At 55.7% G+C, this 17,071-nt stretch carries 14 protein-coding genes; 11 read left to right on the top strand and 3 right to left on the bottom strand.

The features are described from left to right. The first annotated feature begins 51 nt into the window (after positions 1 to 51). From G9X64_RS29205 to G9X64_RS29215, 3 genes are all read left to right on the top strand, one after another. Positions 52 to 2,037: an AAA family ATPase gene (locus G9X64_RS29205; protein ID WP_171377913.1), complete on the top strand. Its 1,986-nt coding sequence runs from the start codon at positions 52 to 54 to the stop codon at positions 2,035 to 2,037. Then, entirely contained in the window at positions 2,034 to 2,858 is an 825-nt protein-coding gene (locus G9X64_RS29210) for a metallophosphoesterase (RefSeq protein ID WP_171377914.1), read from the top strand. Before G9X64_RS29205 ends, G9X64_RS29210 begins: the two co-directional genes overlap by 4 nt. Positions 2,859 to 3,058: 200 nt before the next feature. Beyond that, entirely contained in the window at positions 3,059 to 5,167 is a 2,109-nt protein-coding gene (locus G9X64_RS29215; RefSeq protein WP_171377915.1) for a hypothetical protein, read from the top strand. Between the two features lie 29 nt (positions 5,168 to 5,196). Here the strand turns inward: G9X64_RS29215 and G9X64_RS29220 are convergent, their stop codons facing one another. Next, complete coding sequence (locus G9X64_RS29220) at positions 5,197 to 6,660, bottom strand: N-6 DNA methylase (RefSeq protein ID WP_171377916.1); 1,464 nt, start codon at positions 6,658 to 6,660, stop codon at positions 5,197 to 5,199. On the opposite strand from G9X64_RS29220, the gene G9X64_RS29225 reads away from it, so the two are divergent. Next, positions 6,661 to 7,272 (top strand): TIR domain-containing protein, encoded by a 612-nt coding sequence (locus G9X64_RS29225; protein WP_312864179.1) that lies wholly within the window; start codon positions 6,661 to 6,663, stop codon positions 7,270 to 7,272. A 253-nt stretch (positions 7,273 to 7,525) separates the two neighbouring features. Here the strand turns inward: G9X64_RS29225 and G9X64_RS29230 are convergent, their stop codons facing one another. Next, complete coding sequence (locus tag G9X64_RS29230) at positions 7,526 to 8,593, bottom strand: TIR domain-containing protein (RefSeq protein ID WP_171377917.1); 1,068 nt, start codon at positions 8,591 to 8,593, stop codon at positions 7,526 to 7,528. Positions 8,594 to 8,728: 135 nt separating this feature from the next. Between G9X64_RS29230 and G9X64_RS29235 the strand changes: the two genes are divergently transcribed. After that, the gene (locus G9X64_RS29235; RefSeq protein WP_171377918.1) at positions 8,729 to 9,715 is read left to right on the top strand and encodes a S1/P1 nuclease; all 987 of its coding nucleotides are present in this window, start codon (positions 8,729 to 8,731) and stop codon (positions 9,713 to 9,715) included. A gap of 107 nt (positions 9,716 to 9,822) precedes the next feature. Here the strand turns inward: G9X64_RS29235 and G9X64_RS36780 are convergent, their stop codons facing one another. Then, entirely contained in the window at positions 9,823 to 10,509 is a 687-nt protein-coding gene (locus G9X64_RS36780; protein WP_246271054.1) for a hypothetical protein, read from the bottom strand. Between G9X64_RS36780 and G9X64_RS36785 the strand changes: the two genes are divergently transcribed. The 6 genes from G9X64_RS36785 (at position 10,486) to G9X64_RS29265 (ending at position 17,051) form a co-directional block, all read left to right on the top strand. Continuing rightward, positions 10,486 to 11,418, top strand: a complete 933-nt coding sequence (locus tag G9X64_RS36785; RefSeq protein WP_246271056.1) for a hypothetical protein — start codon at positions 10,486 to 10,488, stop codon at positions 11,416 to 11,418. The two genes, G9X64_RS36780 and G9X64_RS36785, sit on opposite strands and share 24 nt — an antisense overlap. 203 nt (positions 11,419 to 11,621) lie before the next feature. Further along, a complete protein-coding gene (locus tag G9X64_RS29245; protein ID WP_171377919.1) occupies positions 11,622 to 13,553 on the top strand; it encodes a toll/interleukin-1 receptor domain-containing protein in 1,932 nt (643 codons plus the stop codon). Between the two features lie 92 nt (positions 13,554 to 13,645). Continuing rightward, positions 13,646 to 14,449: a lysozyme inhibitor LprI family protein gene (locus G9X64_RS36790; protein ID WP_246271058.1), complete on the top strand. Its 804-nt coding sequence runs from the start codon at positions 13,646 to 13,648 to the stop codon at positions 14,447 to 14,449. A gap of 104 nt (positions 14,450 to 14,553) precedes the next feature. Then, a complete protein-coding gene (locus G9X64_RS29255) occupies positions 14,554 to 14,964 on the top strand; it encodes a hypothetical protein (RefSeq protein ID WP_171377920.1) in 411 nt (136 codons plus the stop codon). 27 nt (positions 14,965 to 14,991) lie between these two features. Beyond that, positions 14,992 to 16,101 (top strand): hypothetical protein, encoded by a 1,110-nt coding sequence (locus G9X64_RS29260; RefSeq protein ID WP_171377921.1) that lies wholly within the window; start codon positions 14,992 to 14,994, stop codon positions 16,099 to 16,101. Beyond that, entirely contained in the window at positions 16,098 to 17,051 is a 954-nt protein-coding gene (locus G9X64_RS29265) for a COG3904 family protein (protein ID WP_168317623.1), read from the top strand. The genes G9X64_RS29260 and G9X64_RS29265 overlap by 4 nt, the downstream gene beginning before the upstream one ends. Positions 17,052 to 17,071: the final 20 nt, after the last annotated feature.

Raw genomic sequence — 17,071 nt, forward strand, 5'->3', positions numbered from 1 at the left:
CGAAAAATCTTGGAAACTTTTGACGCTGCCGCGAGCAGCGGAGGATGAGCTATGCCTATTGGCACCACCAATGAGAAGATCAATTCGTCCATCAATCATTACACACTTTATCGAACCTTCGAGCGGGCACTCGCAGGATGCAGGGCATTCCACTTGGGCGGTTCGGGCATCGTAGTGCTGGTGACACCCAACAGAAAACCCGCAGCTGACTACAAGGCGTGCGCAATCGCCTATTTGTATCAAGGGATCGAGCGAGACGACTGGGATCACGTTGGCTATGCGTGCATCAGCGCGACGGACAAGCCAGAACGGATGAAATCGGAATTCGACGATAGGTGTTCAACGCGCGAGCGAGCAATCGTCATCTCGGAGACCCGCAACCTCCCGCCGGTCATTTCTGTCACCGCCGATATCTTTATCGATCTGGACCCCATCAACGAGGACGATCTAAGAGAGGCATGCGCAACGGTATTAAAGCTCAACATCACCGCCAAGCAGGCCAGCCGCCTCCTGGCATTCCCGCGAGACCTTATGCTTGCTGCACTCAGGCGAAATAGCTCGGCGGCTGATGCAATCCGGCGTCTGAGTTCGGTCTCATCGATCGAGCCGGAAGGCAAACCGATCGAGGAGAGGCCGCCGCGCCTTGAGAACCTCCATGGATATGGTGCTGCCAAGGAGTGGGGGCTTCAACTAGCCAAGGATCTCAAGTCGTGGCAGGCAGGGAAGCTGAAATGGTCAGATGTGGACCGAGGTCTCCTTCTCAGTGGGCCGCCCGGCGTGGGGAAGACGATCTTCGCTCGGGCACTTGCCGAGACTTGCGGTGTCAATTTCGTCGCGACTTCGGTCGTACAATGGCAGGCGACGGGTCATCTGGGCGACCTTCTCAAGGCGATGCGGGCTGAATTCGCGTGCGCCATCGACAAGGCACCTAGCATCCTCTTGCTCGACGAACTCGATTCTGTTGGGGACAGAAACTCTTTTAGAGGGGAGTACGCATCATATTCCATCCAAGTGGTGAATGCTCTGCTGGAAGCCTTGGATGGATCGGCCAACCGGGACGGACTCGTCGTAATCGGCGCCACCAACTTTCCAGAGAAGATTGACACCGCCATCCGCCGATCAGGCAGGCTGGATCGGCACATCAAGATCGGAATGCCCAGTTCGGCAGATCGCATCGTTATTCTGTCGCAAATGCTCGAAGACCCGGACTTTCCAGACCTTAGCTTACTCGGTCCGCAGACTGAAGGGATGTCGGGAGCCGACCTTGCACGAATGGTCCGGGATGCAAAGAAGCGGGCGAGACGCGAAGACCGACCCATCACCCTAGCCGATCTCATTTCGCAACTCCCGCCCGTCATCAGGATCGAGGGTGAATATCGACATGCCGTTGCTGTTCACGAGGCAGGCCATGCCCTTGTTGGGAATGCCTTAGGGCTCGGGCAATTCGTTGGCGTTGCGGTAGTTCATCAGATTAATCCGAGGATCGAAATCCAATCGTCGGGTGGTGCGAGCTTCGAATTCCCGGCCGTACATATTCGCAATGAGCAACGATACCGCGATGAAATCTGCCTTCGACTTGCGGGAGTCGCTGCTGAGCGACTGATCCTTGGAAGTCACAGCGACGGGTGCGGCATCGGACCAACCAGCGATCTGGCCATTGCCACGGATCTCGCGTTGCAGATGGAAACTAAAGCTGGGATGGGCGCTCGCCTTCATCATTTTGGCAAAAGCGCGGGCTGGGAAGACTTCGGAGCGCAGAGCGCACCGTGGTTGATGGACCGAGTTGAAGGAATCCTGCGTGAAGAAATGGCTCGCGCCGAAGCAATTGTAGCCGCGCATCGTCCACTACTAATGACTCTGACCAGAGAGTTAGAGGAGATCGGGGACGTTTTGCCCAAACGCTTAGACGAATTGAGAAATGAGGTGGCGAGCAGCGGAACTATCTCTGCGAATAACCCAAACCCTCCTTCGGGAAAGGAGGTTTTGGAAACACGCGGTAGCACGCGAGCACCTGCTGAGAAGGAGGTGCGGCGATGAAGGCCTGGGTAATCAGCGACATCCATTCGTCACCGCTAGATCTGCTTCACCGCAGGCAGCTGAGCGTTCCTCGGGCCGACATCTGCATCTGCGCTGGCGATATCGCAGGCGACATTGAACGTGCCATTGATTTCCTGCATGCAGAGATCGCGCCGCACATGCCGGTGGTCGCTGTCCTTGGGAACCATGACTATTATGGTTCGTCGATTGATCGGGCGTTGGAACACGCCCGGAAATGGACCGCCGGGACCAACGTCCACATTCTGGAGAATGCCACGTACGAACGCGGCGACCTGCGTATTGTGGGCGCCACGCTTTGGACGGATTTCGAGATTGAAGCTCATGATTTCGGCGATTTGCCGGTTCATGCCCGGCGCGACTTGGCCGTTCGAGAATGCATGCGGTACCTACTCGATTTTCGGTTAATCCATCGGTCTGATACGCGAGCGGGGGATGAGAGTGGTCTTATTACGCCGAACGAAATGATCTCTCGTCATCGGGAGAGCCGAACCTACATTGCTCGCGAGCTGGCGAGGCCGTTCGACGGCACGACGGTGGTGCTGACACATCATGCCCCGTCCGTCCGGTCACTAGCCCCCCGCTTCGACGGTCACATTTCGAATGCGGCCTTCGCCTCGAATCTATCTTCGACGATCACAGAGGGCAGGCCATCGTTCTGGATTCACGGACACATTCATCGCTTTCACGATTACGTTGAGAGTGAAACGCGCGTTCTATGCAATCCAAGGGGATACCGACACGAAGCAGGCGGCCGGTTCAGGCCAGGTTTCGTTATCGAAACAACCCCACTGAAGGGTTAGGTGAAGGGCTGCGTAGTCCCATTAACATCACATGGCCGCGCCAGAAGGTCAGGCCGAAAATCCTCGACCTCTGGAGTAAAGCTGATCTTGACGGGGGGCTGCTGCCTGCCGCTTATAAGTTGTATTATTCTGTGTTATGCATTTTGGATAGTGCAATCCCCGTAATATTTCCGCAGTTCTATGCTTGCTGAGGGGCGAACATGAGTAGCTGGGCGTTGAATCTGCAACAGATCACGAATGTCCTGTTCAAGACTCGGGGCTTCGTTCCCATTTTGGCGATTACAGGCGCATCTGGATCGATCCTTGCGTGGATGAGTCAAGGTCAAGACCTGCTCCGATCTGTCACGGACGTGGGGATCAACCACGACGGTTTCAGTTGGCAAGTGCTCTGGCTGTGTCTGGCGGTTACGGCTCTGGGCTTCCAAGCGTGGTTTTGGGCGCGGGTGATAGTAGAGGAAGAGTTCGGAGCGCGAGCGAGTTGGCCATATCCGCTTTATCTTGAATGGATGCCAAGGCTTCTCGGACTGGTGCCGTTCGTCTTGCTTATCATGGCCCTCCGAAACCTGCATGTTCCCAACCCTTGGTTGGCGATCGTACTTGCTGCTCTTGGAGCAGCATTTCTCATTTTCGTCTGGTTTCGCGTCAATCTCACCAGAGCTATGCGAAAAGCAATCGGCCACCTTACGAACTCGGGTTTCCGGCGGAGTGCCGCTGCCATCGACATCCCTTTGAACTGGTTACGCCGGATCATCCTGTGGTTAGGGATTGGGTACGCCGCAGTCGCTATGGTGGTCCTGACGTATGACCCGGTGACGCTGCCGGTGCTCTTCGGGCCCGCGGCCGTAGTTCTGACAGCATGCGCTTTGCTAATCCCGGTCATTACGAGCCTCGTGCTTCTTGGAAGCAGGTTCCACGTCCGCGTCATAGCAACCCTATTGATCATTGCTGTGGTCGTGAGCTTTTGGGTAGACAACCACGCAGTGCGTCTCACCGGACCGGCTCCTACACGAATGCAGCTGAAGGATGCCTACGCCGCGTGGAAGAAGCCCTTTGAAGGGGCCACCGGTCCTATCCCTATGATCTTCGTCGCCAGCGAAGGCGGCGCATCGCGAGCTGGGTACTGGACCGCAGCCGTGATGTCACAACTGGAGACCGAGACGCACGGGGAGTTCTCCAAGCACATTTTTGCAGTCAGCTCGATTTCTGGCGGAAGCTTGGGGGTGGCAGGGTTCATTGCTACAGTGAAGGATGCACAAGCGCAGAAGGCAATAGCAAACGGATCGCTCGATCTTCGAGAAGCGGTATCGAAGTTCGTCGGACAAGATTATCTCAGTCCGGCTCTCGCGGGCATGCTCTTCCCGGACCTTTTGCAGCGCTTCTTTCCCTTTTCAGTTTTCCCTGACCGAGCAACTGCGCTCGAAGTTGGTTGGGAAGACGGCTGGGCCGATCATTGCAGCGATAAACTACCGTGTGATCACAAGTCGCGACTTTCAGAGAATTTCATGGAGTTATGGAGAGATACTCCCAATCTTGTTCCGGTTTGGCTGATCGGGGGCGCCATGGTCGAGGACGGCAGACCCATCATTACCAGCAGTGTTGATTTCGGCGATTCAATTGACGCCTGGGATTTCCATTCGCTCACGGGTCATGATGTCCGACTTTCAACGGCTATTCTGAATGGAGCGCGGTTCCCGTACGTGAGCCCTGGGGGCACCCTCGTGGAGCCCAAAACGCCGCAGAAAATCGCTGCGATCCATATCGTGGATGGAGGGTATTTCGACGCGGCAGGTGTTGAAGCTGTCCGTGAACTTGCCGAGAGTATGCTCGGGCCTGGCGGTATCGCAGCTAATGATGACATCCAGCCCATCTTCTTGCTGATCACAAATGACGGCATCAATCCGCCCTTTGAACCGGACACCGGCGGACAAGTGGCGCGGCCTTCGCTTCCTATTGGATGTCGGGGAAAGGCTGTAAAATCCGGATGCCCGGGCCAGAAAGGCGCTTCCTCTGTCGCACCCGATCTCGTGGGACCGTTGGTCGGGCTCTACCGTAGCAGGAGCGCTCACGGCGAAAGGCTAAAGGCATTGCTCTACAGAGCGCCCCCAAGGAGGGCCGGAAGCAATGTCCCGTCGGCTGTTCTGGCGGTCGATTTGTGCGAATACGCTGTTCCAATGAATTGGGCGCTGTCTGAAAACGCCAGAAGGATGGTTGATGGCCTGCTTCTGACTCGGGACCCGAACGAAAAGCGTGAATGCGAGAAGGCGAATAATGCCGCGTTTTCCGATCTCTTGGCTGCCCTACGAAAATGAGCTCCCAGACTACCGGGCTTAATGGGTCGTCAACGCTGATGGCGCCAGCGGCGCAGTAACGAAAGCGCCTCGGCGAAGATCGGAGGCGGAACGAGGCCTTCGCCGATGAAGCTGATCCGGCCTGCCTCGCTAGGTTCCAACTTCAACATTCCGCCGCCCAATGGGTGTCCCTCCAGTTCGCAGCTGAGCTTCGTGTAGTCAGATCCCCAACTTGAGAGCGCGTTCCTCGCTTTTTGAGCATCGCGAAGGTGGACGGCGTGGACACTATTCGTACAAACCGCCCCGGCATCGTTTCGCGCGAGCCGAACATCGGTGCCCGACATGTACTGCAGAAAGTAGTCCGGTCGCGAAACACCAGGCACCGAATACCAAGGGAGCCGCACCCGACATTTGTAGCGTTTGCTGGCTTCATTGCCTTGATCGGTCCCGAGGTAGCGGGAAACGGTCTCCGGCAGTCCGCCGGTGGGCGGCAAATTGAGGAGAAGGCAAGGTTCGTCAGCCGCTTGCCATCGCTCTACCAGGTGCTGATCGACCACATTGGATTGCAGTGACCGGCCTCGCCTGACTGTCGTCACAAGGTACTCTGTCGGTATCTTATGGAGGCGGGCCTGCGACGGAGAGAGGTGGAAGAACTCATTGTCACCAGAAACGTATCCGATGCCGATCTTGGCGAAGTCACCAAATTTGATCGCCTTGGAATCGGTGCTGATGCTCAGGTAGCGTTCGCGGGCGTCCGTTGGGATCAGCAGTGGACGAAGACGACCGCGCCAGTCGAGGATCAACCTCGACCAACGCACGACTTCGTCTGGGATCGGCGGCTCCGGGAAGGGTTCGAAGTGATCGACCCTCGAAAAACAAACATCCAGCGTCATTCCGCCTCTGCCATCGCAGTAGAGAAGCCAGCAGTCTTGGGACAGCTGAGGAAACAATTTCTCGCGGATCGCGATAACGTGGACAGTCGAAAAGGCGCTGAGAAGATACTCGAGCAACTCTTTAGCGTACGGTGCGTGACCAATCTCCGCCGGTACAACGAAGGCCATGCGCCCATCCGGTTTCAGCAGTGACGCCGTTGCTATGAGGAAAGCGGGCCAAGTTGAGGTAAGGCCGCTCAGCCTAACTCCAACGGCCCGACATATCGCAGCGGCCGCGTTCTTCGACAGCCCCTTGAAGCTTTGGTAGCGGATGAATGGCGGATTGCCTGCCGCGCAATCGAAGCGCTCGCTCGTACCGGCGGCCCAGGTGAAGAAATCAGTGCAATCAATCGCTGCAGACGGTACCCGCTCGCGGGCGACCCATGCTGAGTAAGGATCCTGCTCGATGCCACGAGACTGAGGATGGTGAGTGAGCAGGGCACCGTCGCCGCAGGATGGATCAATGAGACCGTCGCCAGGGCTGCGAACAACCCATTGCACTAGCGATCTGGCAACCGATTCAGGTGTGAAAAACTGACCGGCGGCCTTGCCAGAAACGGCCAGTGAGGGGACAAAGTTCATGTGAGATCAGTCGAATATGCGATTGATCTATTGTCGTATCCAAAATCGTTCGGCGGCAACCGGCCCAGAGAACGAAGGCCCCAAAAGGTTCGTGCAGTGAGCTTCTTTTCGTATCCGCCAGTCCGCCGAAGGGTCTTCGTCAGCTATCATCACCACAACGATCAGCCCTACTACGACAGCTTCTCGAAGTTTTTCCATGACGGCTACGAGACGATCACCGACAATTCTCTAGAGCGGGCTGTCGACAGCTCAAACTTCGAATACATTATGAGGCGAATTCGAGAGACCCATCTTCACGGAAGCTCATGCACCATCGTCCTTTGCGGCGCTGAGACCCCGAACCGCCGCTATGTCGATTGGGAAATTCATGCATCGCTTGATCAGCAAATGGGCATCGTTGGTATCGGTCTTCCGACCATTAAATGGGAGGGAACCGGGACCTGGAAGCCCGCTCGTTTGCAGGACAATATTGACGCCGGATACGCCAGCTGGACCCTATGGCAAGTTCTGGCGGACAACCCGCAGGTCCTGCACCAAAAGATCGAAGAAACGCTGGCGAAGTCAAAGTGGAATATCGCTAACACACGACCAAGAATGCAGCGGAATGCGTGAAGGGGGGAAGCGGCGCCGCGCCGACGCAGCGGGCCTACAGCTCATGTCAGAATGAGCTGCCTTCAGAGGCCGCCATCGCCTTGATGACGAATTGTTTAGGGTGCCTAGCGTTGGCCTCAACTTCTGCTAGGCAATCGGAATGCGATCTGTCTTGTTTTCCTTCGGCAGGCTTTGAGCATTTGATTGTTGGGCGTCTCAGACCTGCCATTTGCGGTTGGCTTCGCGTTGTCTTCCGAGAAGGCCGGGACACAGCTCAAGCCGCACCGTCGCAGCGCAATCGCTCAAAATAAGATCTCAATAAATCAATCAACGTCGAGACCGTCGTTGATGCAGGCCCCGCCAGTTCCTCATACTCGTCTATCCTCAGTACACTGGCGAGGGGAGTTGCGCTCCAGCATTTAAGGACATCATAGTAAAAGTTGAAAGCGTCTGCGTGGCTTTTGTTTGCTTCTCGCGTGTTTGGAAGTGAAAATACGCCCTTGCCAATCTCCAGACCGAGCGTGCCGGTTTGATAGGTTCCGCCCAGACCTCCCACCAGAATAATCGCATCGGCTCGTTCTACCGAGTGTCGCCAAGCATCATTTTCGGTCCCTAAATTCACCAAACGACCCGCAGGGAAATGCGGGCGCGACCCTTCAGGCATAATCTGTATAAGCCTACTGGAAAGACTGATGTTTGAAGACCGAATTTGCTCTGAGAATGATAAAGCGATGAGATGATCAATCCCCCGCCAGCCGCCCGTGACTAGACCCCATCCGCTACTCGCGAGCTCGCGGCCAAGTTCGCGACTGAGGGATACGAGACTGCTTGGCAAGGGATCGCTCCCAGAACCGGCAACCAGTAACCATTTGGTCGGTGTCAAAGAGTCGGAAGTCGCCTCAGGGAAGTTGGTAGGACGTTCCCCTTTGACACCCCATACAAGCCTGTCCACCTCAGGCGAGGTGTAGCCACTACGAAAATCCACCTGAGAGAGCGTGTCAAGAAAAGTAGGGTAATCGGGTGCTTTATAACCTGGCAACAGGCACGGTATTACCGGCCGCGACAATCGCCGAGAAGCGATAAGTGCCAGCTCAACCTCTTGCCTTTGAACTGGCCCCATGTCGAAATCCCCTAGCGCCACGACGACACTTCCGCAGCGGCTGATGCCCTCTTCGATGCGCGGCTGCCATTGCATGCCAGGTTGAATCTGCTCCTCATCGAACCAAACCGATAAGCCTCGGCTGTGCAAAGCATTTCTCAATTCACGAGCGTCATTTCGTCCGACGGAATTGAAGCTCAAGAAAACATCGAAATCCTTCACAGTATTCTGGTGGATTCCCATCGGGGCCAAACCCTCCGCAAGAGGAAATTGAATTTCTAAAGGTACTATCACGGAAAAACCGTCGGAATACTACTTTAACCTGCAATACAAGCGTGGCAAGATGGCCGTTATCAGCAACGGTGAGGGATGAGCATCATGCGCAAATTCGCGACTACTGCAGCCTTGGCGGTCTCAATGCTTTTCTCAACTACCTCATATGCTTGGTGGGATGCAGGGCACATGAGAGTGGCGGCAATCGCCTACGAACAACTTTCCCCACAGGCGAAAGCCGAGGCTTCACGGCTCTTGAAGCTCAACCCGAAATACAGCGAATGGGCGGCCGCAGTGCCCGCCAAACCGGATGGGACACCAGGTGACGTCGACCAATATGCGTTCATCAGGGCATCGGTCTGGGCGGACGATATCAAGACCTACAAGGACTACACCCGCGACAACGACACTGCCACCGGACCAGACGCTGCGCGGAATATCGGGTATTCAGACAAGCTCGTCCACGAATATTGGCATTACAAAGACATTCCGTTCTCGACGGATGGGTCAACTTGGCCAACACAGGACCCAGTGAATGCGGAAACCCAGATCAAACTGTTCTTGGCTGCCCTGCCCAAGAGCGCAGGCAAAGATGATGGTATCAGATCGTGCGATCTTAGTTGGCTAATTCACCTTGTGGGAGATGTTCACCAACCACTGCATAGCACAGCCTATTTCAACAAGGCCCTTCATATGATGTGGATGGACCGAAACAAGCCCGACCTCGGCGACCGAGGTGGAAATGAGATTGCCGTAGTTCCCGCGGACGGTAAGGAGACAAAGCTGCACTTCTACTGGGATAGTATGTTTGGCGGATACTCGACGCCGCTGGGTGCAATCGCGGACAATAGAACTGATAGGATCCCGGCACCGGGAGATGCGTTCGCGAAGGAAGTTGATCCCGGGCAGTGGCTGGAAGAAAGTCATGACCTGGCGCTTCAATTCGCTTACGCAGCACCGGTTGCCCTTGATCCTCAGCAGCCAGTTACGTTGAGCAGAGAGTATGAAACGAATGCCCGCAAAGTCGCGGAGGCACAAATCTCGTTGGCAGGATACAGGCTGGCCAATGTGTTGAACGAAGCTTTCAAGTAATAGTCGCCATTGCGGCCACATCGTGCCTGCTGGTAAGCGCCCAAGGGAAAGGGTCGAGTGTTGGGATGAGGACTGGACCGAGCGGTATTGATAAAGCTATCGCTCGACTAGAGCCAGGTAGCAAAATTCATCTGAATAAAGGTCGCTTCCATGACCCAATCACCATCAATGGCAAACGTGGTTCTCAATCCAAGCCAGTTACCATTCGCGGGCCTAAAGCAAAAATCGGGTCCGATCTTGATTTTGAGGGTTATCAGGGCAAAGCCAACAAGCTGGCGGCCGCACATCAAAAGGCTGGATCGTTTCCAGGCGTCTACTTCCTTGCTGATGACGCGGCGTTGGTTCTGAGGGACTGCCAATGGGTCATCATCGAGGATCTGTATTTCGAGAATTGCTGACCCACCGCGATCTATCTCGACAATTGCCAGCACATTTTCATCCGACGTGTGAGCTTCAGGGGAGGGACCTTCGCAATCGGTGCGGCGGGGCCATACACCCGTCACCTGCTGATCGAAAATTGCGATTGGGTTCAAGATCTTGAAAGCCACGGCACTGCCGATGTTCGCTCGATCCGAGTTGAAGGACATACGCGGTCGGACCTGCCGCCATCGGATTGTAAGCTGTGGAGCCAGATTCCTTGGAAAGCGGTCCACGGTGCCGGAGGCGAGGATGGTCCAATTGCCGTCGAAACGGACGCGCGTGCATACGACGGGGACTTCTTCCGTGCCTGGACGATCGCTGGCTATGTCATAATCCGCAATAACATTATCGTGGACGCCTTCAACGGCGTGCATTTCTTCAATCAGGCATCGGTTTCGACCAAAGCGAACTACCCCCGCAACGTCATCATCGAAGATAACTGGTTCGTTCGTGTCCGGGACAATGCGGTGGAACCCGAGGACTTTGCCTGGAACTGGACCATACGACGAAACAAGTTTGTCGATTGCTACGTACCGTTCTCCTTCGAGATGCAGCAGTCCGGGCACTTCTACGTGTATGGAAACCTCGGCTGGAACTTCCATCTCCCAGGCCCTCACGGCGACACACATGCAAGCGGCGCCCTTTTCAAACTGCCGGAGCAGCACCAGGCTGACGGGCCGCACTACATCTTCAATAACACTTGGCTGCTCCGAGCCCCGATCGTCAAAAAGAAGCGGATTTCTGGGTTCGAGCACCGCAACAATCTCATCGGTTACGCCGAGGCCGCAGACAAGTTCAAGTGGCCTTCTTGTTCTCCGCTTGGAAACAGCTGGAGTACGGAGGAAATACCGTCGACCGAGCTTGAAGATCGGCTGATATTTGAACGAGGAAGTTTCACGCGCTCATGGAAGCGGCTTGGGATCGTTTTCGATGGCGATTTGATTGGGCATCCCGACTTTCCCGACGCCTTGAGAGAGGCCGGTTACCAAGTCGGGCACAACGTGCATTCAGGCTCGGTGAAATTTGCCGATGAAACGGTCGGCCTTCCACATGGCTTGGCAATCCCTTCGCCACCGGCAGGCCAGGCATTTTCCATCCAATCGCCCGACCAGACCGCCGCGGTCTTCAGTCCCGTCGATTATGTGGTCGGCGCATGGCAGTCGGACGGTATCATTGCTTTCCCCGATCCAGGCTTTCTCGATGTTTGGCCGATGCCGTCGGATAGCGCGATGCAGCCGACCCTCTTCCGTGATCGCGGCAACGTCGAAATGACTGGACACTGAATGATCACCCGCCGACTGTTGAACAGTTGTCGACGATTACGAAAAGGCCCGCTAGGTAGCACCAGTGCCAGGCCCTTATCGATCTTATGAACTTGCTTGCTGAAGCTGGAACTCACTAATATGAGCGCCCAGCGATTCAATATTCCGCCTAGCGGAAAAATGAATGGCGGGCATTCTCAATGCCTTCGCCTCGGGGGAATGACATGGACCAAACCTACCGATTTGCGGCGTTCATCAGTTACCGGCAAGACACGAAGGATGCATCGTGGGCACGTTGGCTACATCGTTGCCTTGAAACCTATCGCACGCCCAAGGCCCTGGTCGCGACGGGAGTAAGGGGACGGATTGGGCGGATCTTTCGCGATGCAGAAGAACTCGAAGCCACACCAAATCTGAGCGAACGAATTAGAGAGGCACTGAGGGAGTCAGAGTTTCTTGTTGTCATTTGCTCGCCGCGTATCAGAGGTCGTCTCTGGGTCGAGAAGGAAGTTGAGTATTTTATCGAATTAGGACGCCGCTCGAATGTTCTGCTGTTCTTGATTGAAGGAGATCATACGACATCGTTTCCTCTGGCCCTCGGAAATTTCGATTCAAGTACGGAGATGCCTCTTGCCGCTAACGTTGCAGAGGTAGGGGGCATGTTTCGCCGAAGATGGGCGCATTTACCCCTATTAAGGCTCGTTGCTGCACTACTTAATTGTCCACTTGACACTCTTATCCAGCGTGATCAAGCGCGATCACGGCGGCGTAATCGCTACGTCGCAACGGCTATTGCAGCCACCGTTTTGCTTGGGACCTGCGGATTCGGCTATCTTGTTCAGCAACGGGTTTCAGAACTTATAGCGAACAGCCACGACAGCCTTCAGCTAGATCCCCAGCTCAGTCTCCTCCTGGCCCGTAGGGCGTTCGAAACAAGCTCCAGATACCTGGGTATCAACAAAGAGGCAGCCCGCGCAGCTCTAGAAAACACCATTCGTAAGAGTCGGTTGCGAGCTCGGTTCCGAGTGGACGACAGCCACATTCGTGGCCTGGCCTGGAGCAGGGATGGCATCATTGCGGCGGGCGGAGAGCGGCGCGGGAATGTGACGACGTGGAACCGCAACACTCAACAATATGGGCCTGCGCTTTCTATCGGGCGCAACGTGCACCGCTTGGCCTTCGCTCCGAATGATAAAGAGAGTTCGCGACTTGCCATCGCGGATTCTAGCCGCGTATTGCGTATCTGGAACCTGACTACGAATGATGTCTCCCTCTTTCCCACCGGCAATATGGTTTTGACGGTGATCCGGTCCGATGTCTCATGGTGCACGGTTAAGGACCAGGTGGCGACGACCGACGGGCGCGACACGGTTTTTATCTGGGATCTAAGTAAGCCGGATGCGCCACCTCTAAAGTTTTCCGATCCCTTATTTGGCAGCGTGAACAGTGTCAGCTGGAGCCCCAGGTGCCGCGCCATCGGAATTGGGGGTGGTCATGGCGTAGTATTCTGGCCAATTGGAGCTGAGCATTCGGTCGAGGTGGGCCGACAAGGTCATGGATCAGTTAACATCAGTATGACTGAGCCGGAGGGCGTACTTCGTGTTCAATGGGACCCGCTTAACCCGACGGTCATAGCCACTTCAGGTTATGACCATACTGCGAGAATATGGAGTGTGCCCTATCTCGACTTTCCGGAGACATCGAAGGGCACTCCGAGTGAGGAGGCTATGTTAGCCGGTCACACGGGGGCGGTCTACGACATCGCCTTGTTTGATGACATTGCCGTTGCGACCGCGAGTGCAGATGGAAAACTGCGCATTTGGCACCCCGTTCGATACTCAACGATTTATTCGAGCACAATCATTCCGACAGATCACCGGCAGGCGATGAGCGTCGTATGGAGTCCTAACGGAGACGAGATCGCGTCAGGTGGTGAAGACAACTTCGTAAATGTTTGGCATGCGACAGATGGCGGCGAGCAAGCTAACCTTGGGGGCAAGGATGGTTCGCTTGGAACATCAGAGGGGCCTGAGCCAAACGAAGTCCACTTTCTTCTCGACGGCGAGCCGCTTACAGATGCTCAGCTTCATGAACTTGCCGTTCAACGGAGCGTCCGCGATTTCACCGATGATGAGCGCAATCGTTATGGCCTTTAGCAGTGGCATGGGCGAGACTCCGTCAAACTTGCTTGCCGGATGCCGTTTCCGGAGCACACATTCGACGGCAAGTTCCATCTGAGGCGAGATCAATGATGACAATGGCTAAAGTTTTCTTTTCGCCGAATAGATGTGCATTCGGGCTACTCTTGAATGTCTCAGCGTTGGTTCTTGTCGGTTTGATCTTGGCCGCCGCATCTCAAGCACCCCCGGCTTCCGCGGCTAGCTTCGATTGCCGAAAGGCGTCCAGTGCCGACGAGCATGCGATTTGCTCCAACGATGAGCTTTCGGGCCTGGATGACGCGATGGCAGCGGGCTTCAGGGAGGCTCGCAGACAGGCGCCAGCGGTCGTCAAACCATTGTCGCGGTCCTTGTTGGCAGAACGGCGGGCGTGTGGCGCGGATATAGATTGCTTGAAGTTGACGATGACAAAGGCCGTAGGTGCTTACAAGTCAATCATCCTGGGTGAGCCGGTCGACGGTGATCGGAAAGATAAGGTTTACTACGGCAGTCGCGCCGGGATGCAGGTTTCAGTGGTGTCTCGTTCAGGCATTGATACGCCCCGGGCCGTCATCCAGATCGAACACCGCCGCGAAGACGCAGTTGCGTTTTGCCGTGACTACGTTCTGAAGGTAACGGATCAGTGCATCCAAGACGAGCTGGCCGTCGATCTTCAAAACAAGTTCACAGGCGACTGCAAGACCGGACGCTTCACGACGATTACAGGGCAAACATACGTTTTCTTCGGAAGAAATACCGCTACCGACGCTGGCATTGGAAATGACTTTGTGGTGATCGACCCGGATACCAATGAGCCGCTCGATGGGAGCATGGCCAGCGGCTATCCCGTGGCAATCGACCAGTTCAAGGAGCTATGCCCGACGAGGGTGCGCTAAGCTCTTGGTTCAGGCGGCCCTCAGCGTCGGTGTTAACCAGGTGCGCTTTTTCGTCTAGTCAATTCTTACAACTCTGAGTACGAACGTCCTCGAAAGAGGGCATCATGCAAAAACTTTTGTTGATACTATTTGGCGTAGCGTCCATGAGCGGAACCGCGCACGCTCAGGCGAGGGTCACTGCAACCCGTCGGAATGGCTTGGTCGAAAGCTACCGAGCCTATATCGGTGAGGCGGACCTGTTTAACTCAAACGGCGCAAGGCTGGCGCAGCCGTGGCAGATCATTCGGCAAGACCGAGCAAATTTCCATCAATACGGTGTACGCGACCGCGACGACGAGACGGATTCGTTCTTTGCAGATCCGGTCAACCGCCAAGCGCTTGAACAGATGCTTCGCAACGGCACAATGACGAGGGACGCCGCCAACATGATCGTTCGCGGGAATGTCTGGATTGATGTGGATATCTACGGCAGCCAGGGGGCTGGCCGCTGGATTGACGTCTCAGTATCCGATTGATCTTTTCCGGCAGGGGACCCGTACTCGATGAAACATCTTTTCGCAGAGGCTCTTTCCGCCTTTTTGATCTCCACGGCATCGACAGCCTTTGCTCAGTCGATGTCCGGCGTATCCGTTGGCGGCGATCGTCAGCAACTTGTCAGCATAGGCAGCAGTCCGGTCGCGACAGAGGCGATGGGTCCCCACACCATTGAGAAGTACAAGCTTTCCGGCGGCAACGAGCTTTCCGTTACGTACCATCGAGGCTCCGGCAAGATCGTCTACCTGGAGACGGACTGGGGAGGCGAAACGGCCGGAGCCTTCTCGGACTTTGAAGGGTTCAAATTCGGCAAGACCACCCTCAGCGAGATCCGCACCAAGCTCGGAAGCAACGGGATGAGTTTCAAGGATCGTCCTCCCGTAACTCCAACCCCGGACGGCGGACTCGCGCTTTTCAATTCGTACGAGGTAAACGGTTCAGGCAATATCGCCACGTTCGTGACTAGCGTTTCTGCCGTGACCGTAAAATCCATCAAGGAAAAGGGCTCAGACCCAAACATTGGCGACATAGCGACTCTTGAAGCGGTCATCGTCGGCGAAAAGGACTATCTCGAAACGATCTGGGGCAGCGATAAACTCACGTCGCCCAACTACTCCGCCATCGACTGGCCGGGAAACGGGCCTGGTCAGGAGTCGAAATCCTCACCGACGGCTTTCAAGAAACCAGGTGCCACCGACTTCCCGGTCGGGCGTGTTTATCGCGGTAAGACAGCGAAGCCTAATTTTTCCGGAAGCAACGCTCACTTCAGAGACTTCCGCACTCGGATCCGAGAAGGAATGGCTGGGGGACCGGGCTTTGCGGGCGAATATTCAGTCATTCAGTTTGGCTGCGGCACGGGCTGCTCAGCGGTGATCGTCGCCAGCAACAAAACCGGTCAACCATATTCGTTTCCCCGAGGTGGTGAAGACAACATGTATCTCACCCTCAAATACCAGCTCGACAGCCGCCTGATGGTGGCGCAGTGGGGCTCATATGACAGCGGCAAATGCAACATGGAGTATTTCGACTTCGCGAATGGAATTTGGAGCGCAATCGCGAAGCGAGAGATCGGTCCTCTCGACGCTTGCTACAAAGACATTGAAGAGAACGGGCCTTGAAAGACGTTGGTTTCAGGTGCTCGGCAGGTGGACAGCTGGCCATTGCTCTGCTGTTGCTTTTGATTATTTGCTGGGGTCTCTGCCCTGTTCCGGCTGCCGCGGCAATAGTCAAAAAGCTCGACAGGGACGAGTGCCAAGTCGCGCTTTCCGGACCAATCGCTTCCGGTGACCTCGATCGGTTGAAAGTTCTCGCGCCAGTGGGCTCCTCGCTCTGCCTAGACAGCCCGGGTGGAGATTTCCTCGAAGGTTTGGCGATCGCCGAGTGGTTGGCCGGACGAAACGTCACGACCGTTATTGGAAACGGTTCTTCCTGTTACTCAGCCTGCGCTATCGCGTTTATGGGTGGCAGCGAGTGGGAGCAGATCTATCTGTCCAGGCGAAAGCTGCATGTTGGCGGCCGATTGGGCTTCCACGCACCATATCTCATTGCCCTCAGCAAAACCTATTCAGGTCCAGATCTAGAAGCGACGTACACCGAAGGCCTCCAGGCCGTGGCGCGGATGATGAAACTCGGCGCTGAAATGGGTGCGGACGGCTTCATTCCGGAACGGGTTATGCTGAAGCTCTTGGCGGCAGGTCCCCGCGACCTCTACATGGTTGATGACGTTATCAAGGCGCGGGAGCTAGGGATCGAACTCATTGGAGTGCCTAAAGCCACGTGGACCACCGCTGCGCTATGCAATGCCTGTGTCGTTCGGAATGAGCGACGCGCTCGAACCGATGCATGCGAGCAGCCATTTACATCTGCGATGGTGGCCAAGGACGTTGTGCAGACGACGTTCTTCGGCTTCGCGGGCGAGGGATCCTATTATTGCTCCGTGAGGCTCTCCAAGAAGACTGGTAAGGCCTCGATAGCTGCGACAATTATCGAAGACGAAATCTCTCGGAAGGATCTGGAGTTCACTCCTCTTGATGACGAGGACGCACTGCCGGTCGGCTTGAAAGACTGAACTGTTTGAAGGGCAGTCTG

The sequence above is a fragment of the Rhizobium sophorae genome (assembly GCF_013087515.1).
In the GTDB taxonomy this organism is placed as follows: Bacteria; Pseudomonadota; Alphaproteobacteria; order Rhizobiales; family Rhizobiaceae; genus Rhizobium; species Rhizobium sophorae.

Excerpts from the sequence above, each read along its gene's own strand:
- G9X64_RS29205 (WP_171377913.1), top strand. The coding sequence starts at position 52 with ATGCCTATTGGCACCACCAATGAGAAGATCAATTCGTCCATCAATCAT.
- G9X64_RS29210 (WP_171377914.1), top strand. The coding sequence starts at position 2,034 with ATGAAGGCCTGGGTAATCAGCGACATCCATTCGTCACCGCTAGATCTG.
- G9X64_RS29215 (WP_171377915.1), top strand. The coding sequence starts at position 3,059 with ATGAGTAGCTGGGCGTTGAATCTGCAACAGATCACGAATGTCCTGTTC.
- G9X64_RS29220 (WP_171377916.1), bottom strand. The coding sequence starts at position 6,660 with ATGAACTTTGTCCCCTCACTGGCCGTTTCTGGCAAGGCCGCCGGTCAG.
- G9X64_RS29230 (WP_171377917.1), bottom strand. The coding sequence starts at position 8,593 with ATGGGAATCCACCAGAATACTGTGAAGGATTTCGATGTTTTCTTGAGC.
- G9X64_RS29235 (WP_171377918.1), top strand. The coding sequence starts at position 8,729 with ATGCGCAAATTCGCGACTACTGCAGCCTTGGCGGTCTCAATGCTTTTC.
- G9X64_RS36780 (WP_246271054.1), bottom strand. The coding sequence starts at position 10,509 with ATGCACGCCGTTGAAGGCGTCCACGATAATGTTATTGCGGATTATGAC.
- G9X64_RS29245 (WP_171377919.1), top strand. The coding sequence starts at position 11,622 with ATGGACCAAACCTACCGATTTGCGGCGTTCATCAGTTACCGGCAAGAC.
- G9X64_RS36790 (WP_246271058.1), top strand. The coding sequence starts at position 13,646 with ATGATGACAATGGCTAAAGTTTTCTTTTCGCCGAATAGATGTGCATTC.
- G9X64_RS29255 (WP_171377920.1), top strand. The coding sequence starts at position 14,554 with ATGCAAAAACTTTTGTTGATACTATTTGGCGTAGCGTCCATGAGCGGA.
- G9X64_RS29260 (WP_171377921.1), top strand. The coding sequence starts at position 14,992 with ATGAAACATCTTTTCGCAGAGGCTCTTTCCGCCTTTTTGATCTCCACG.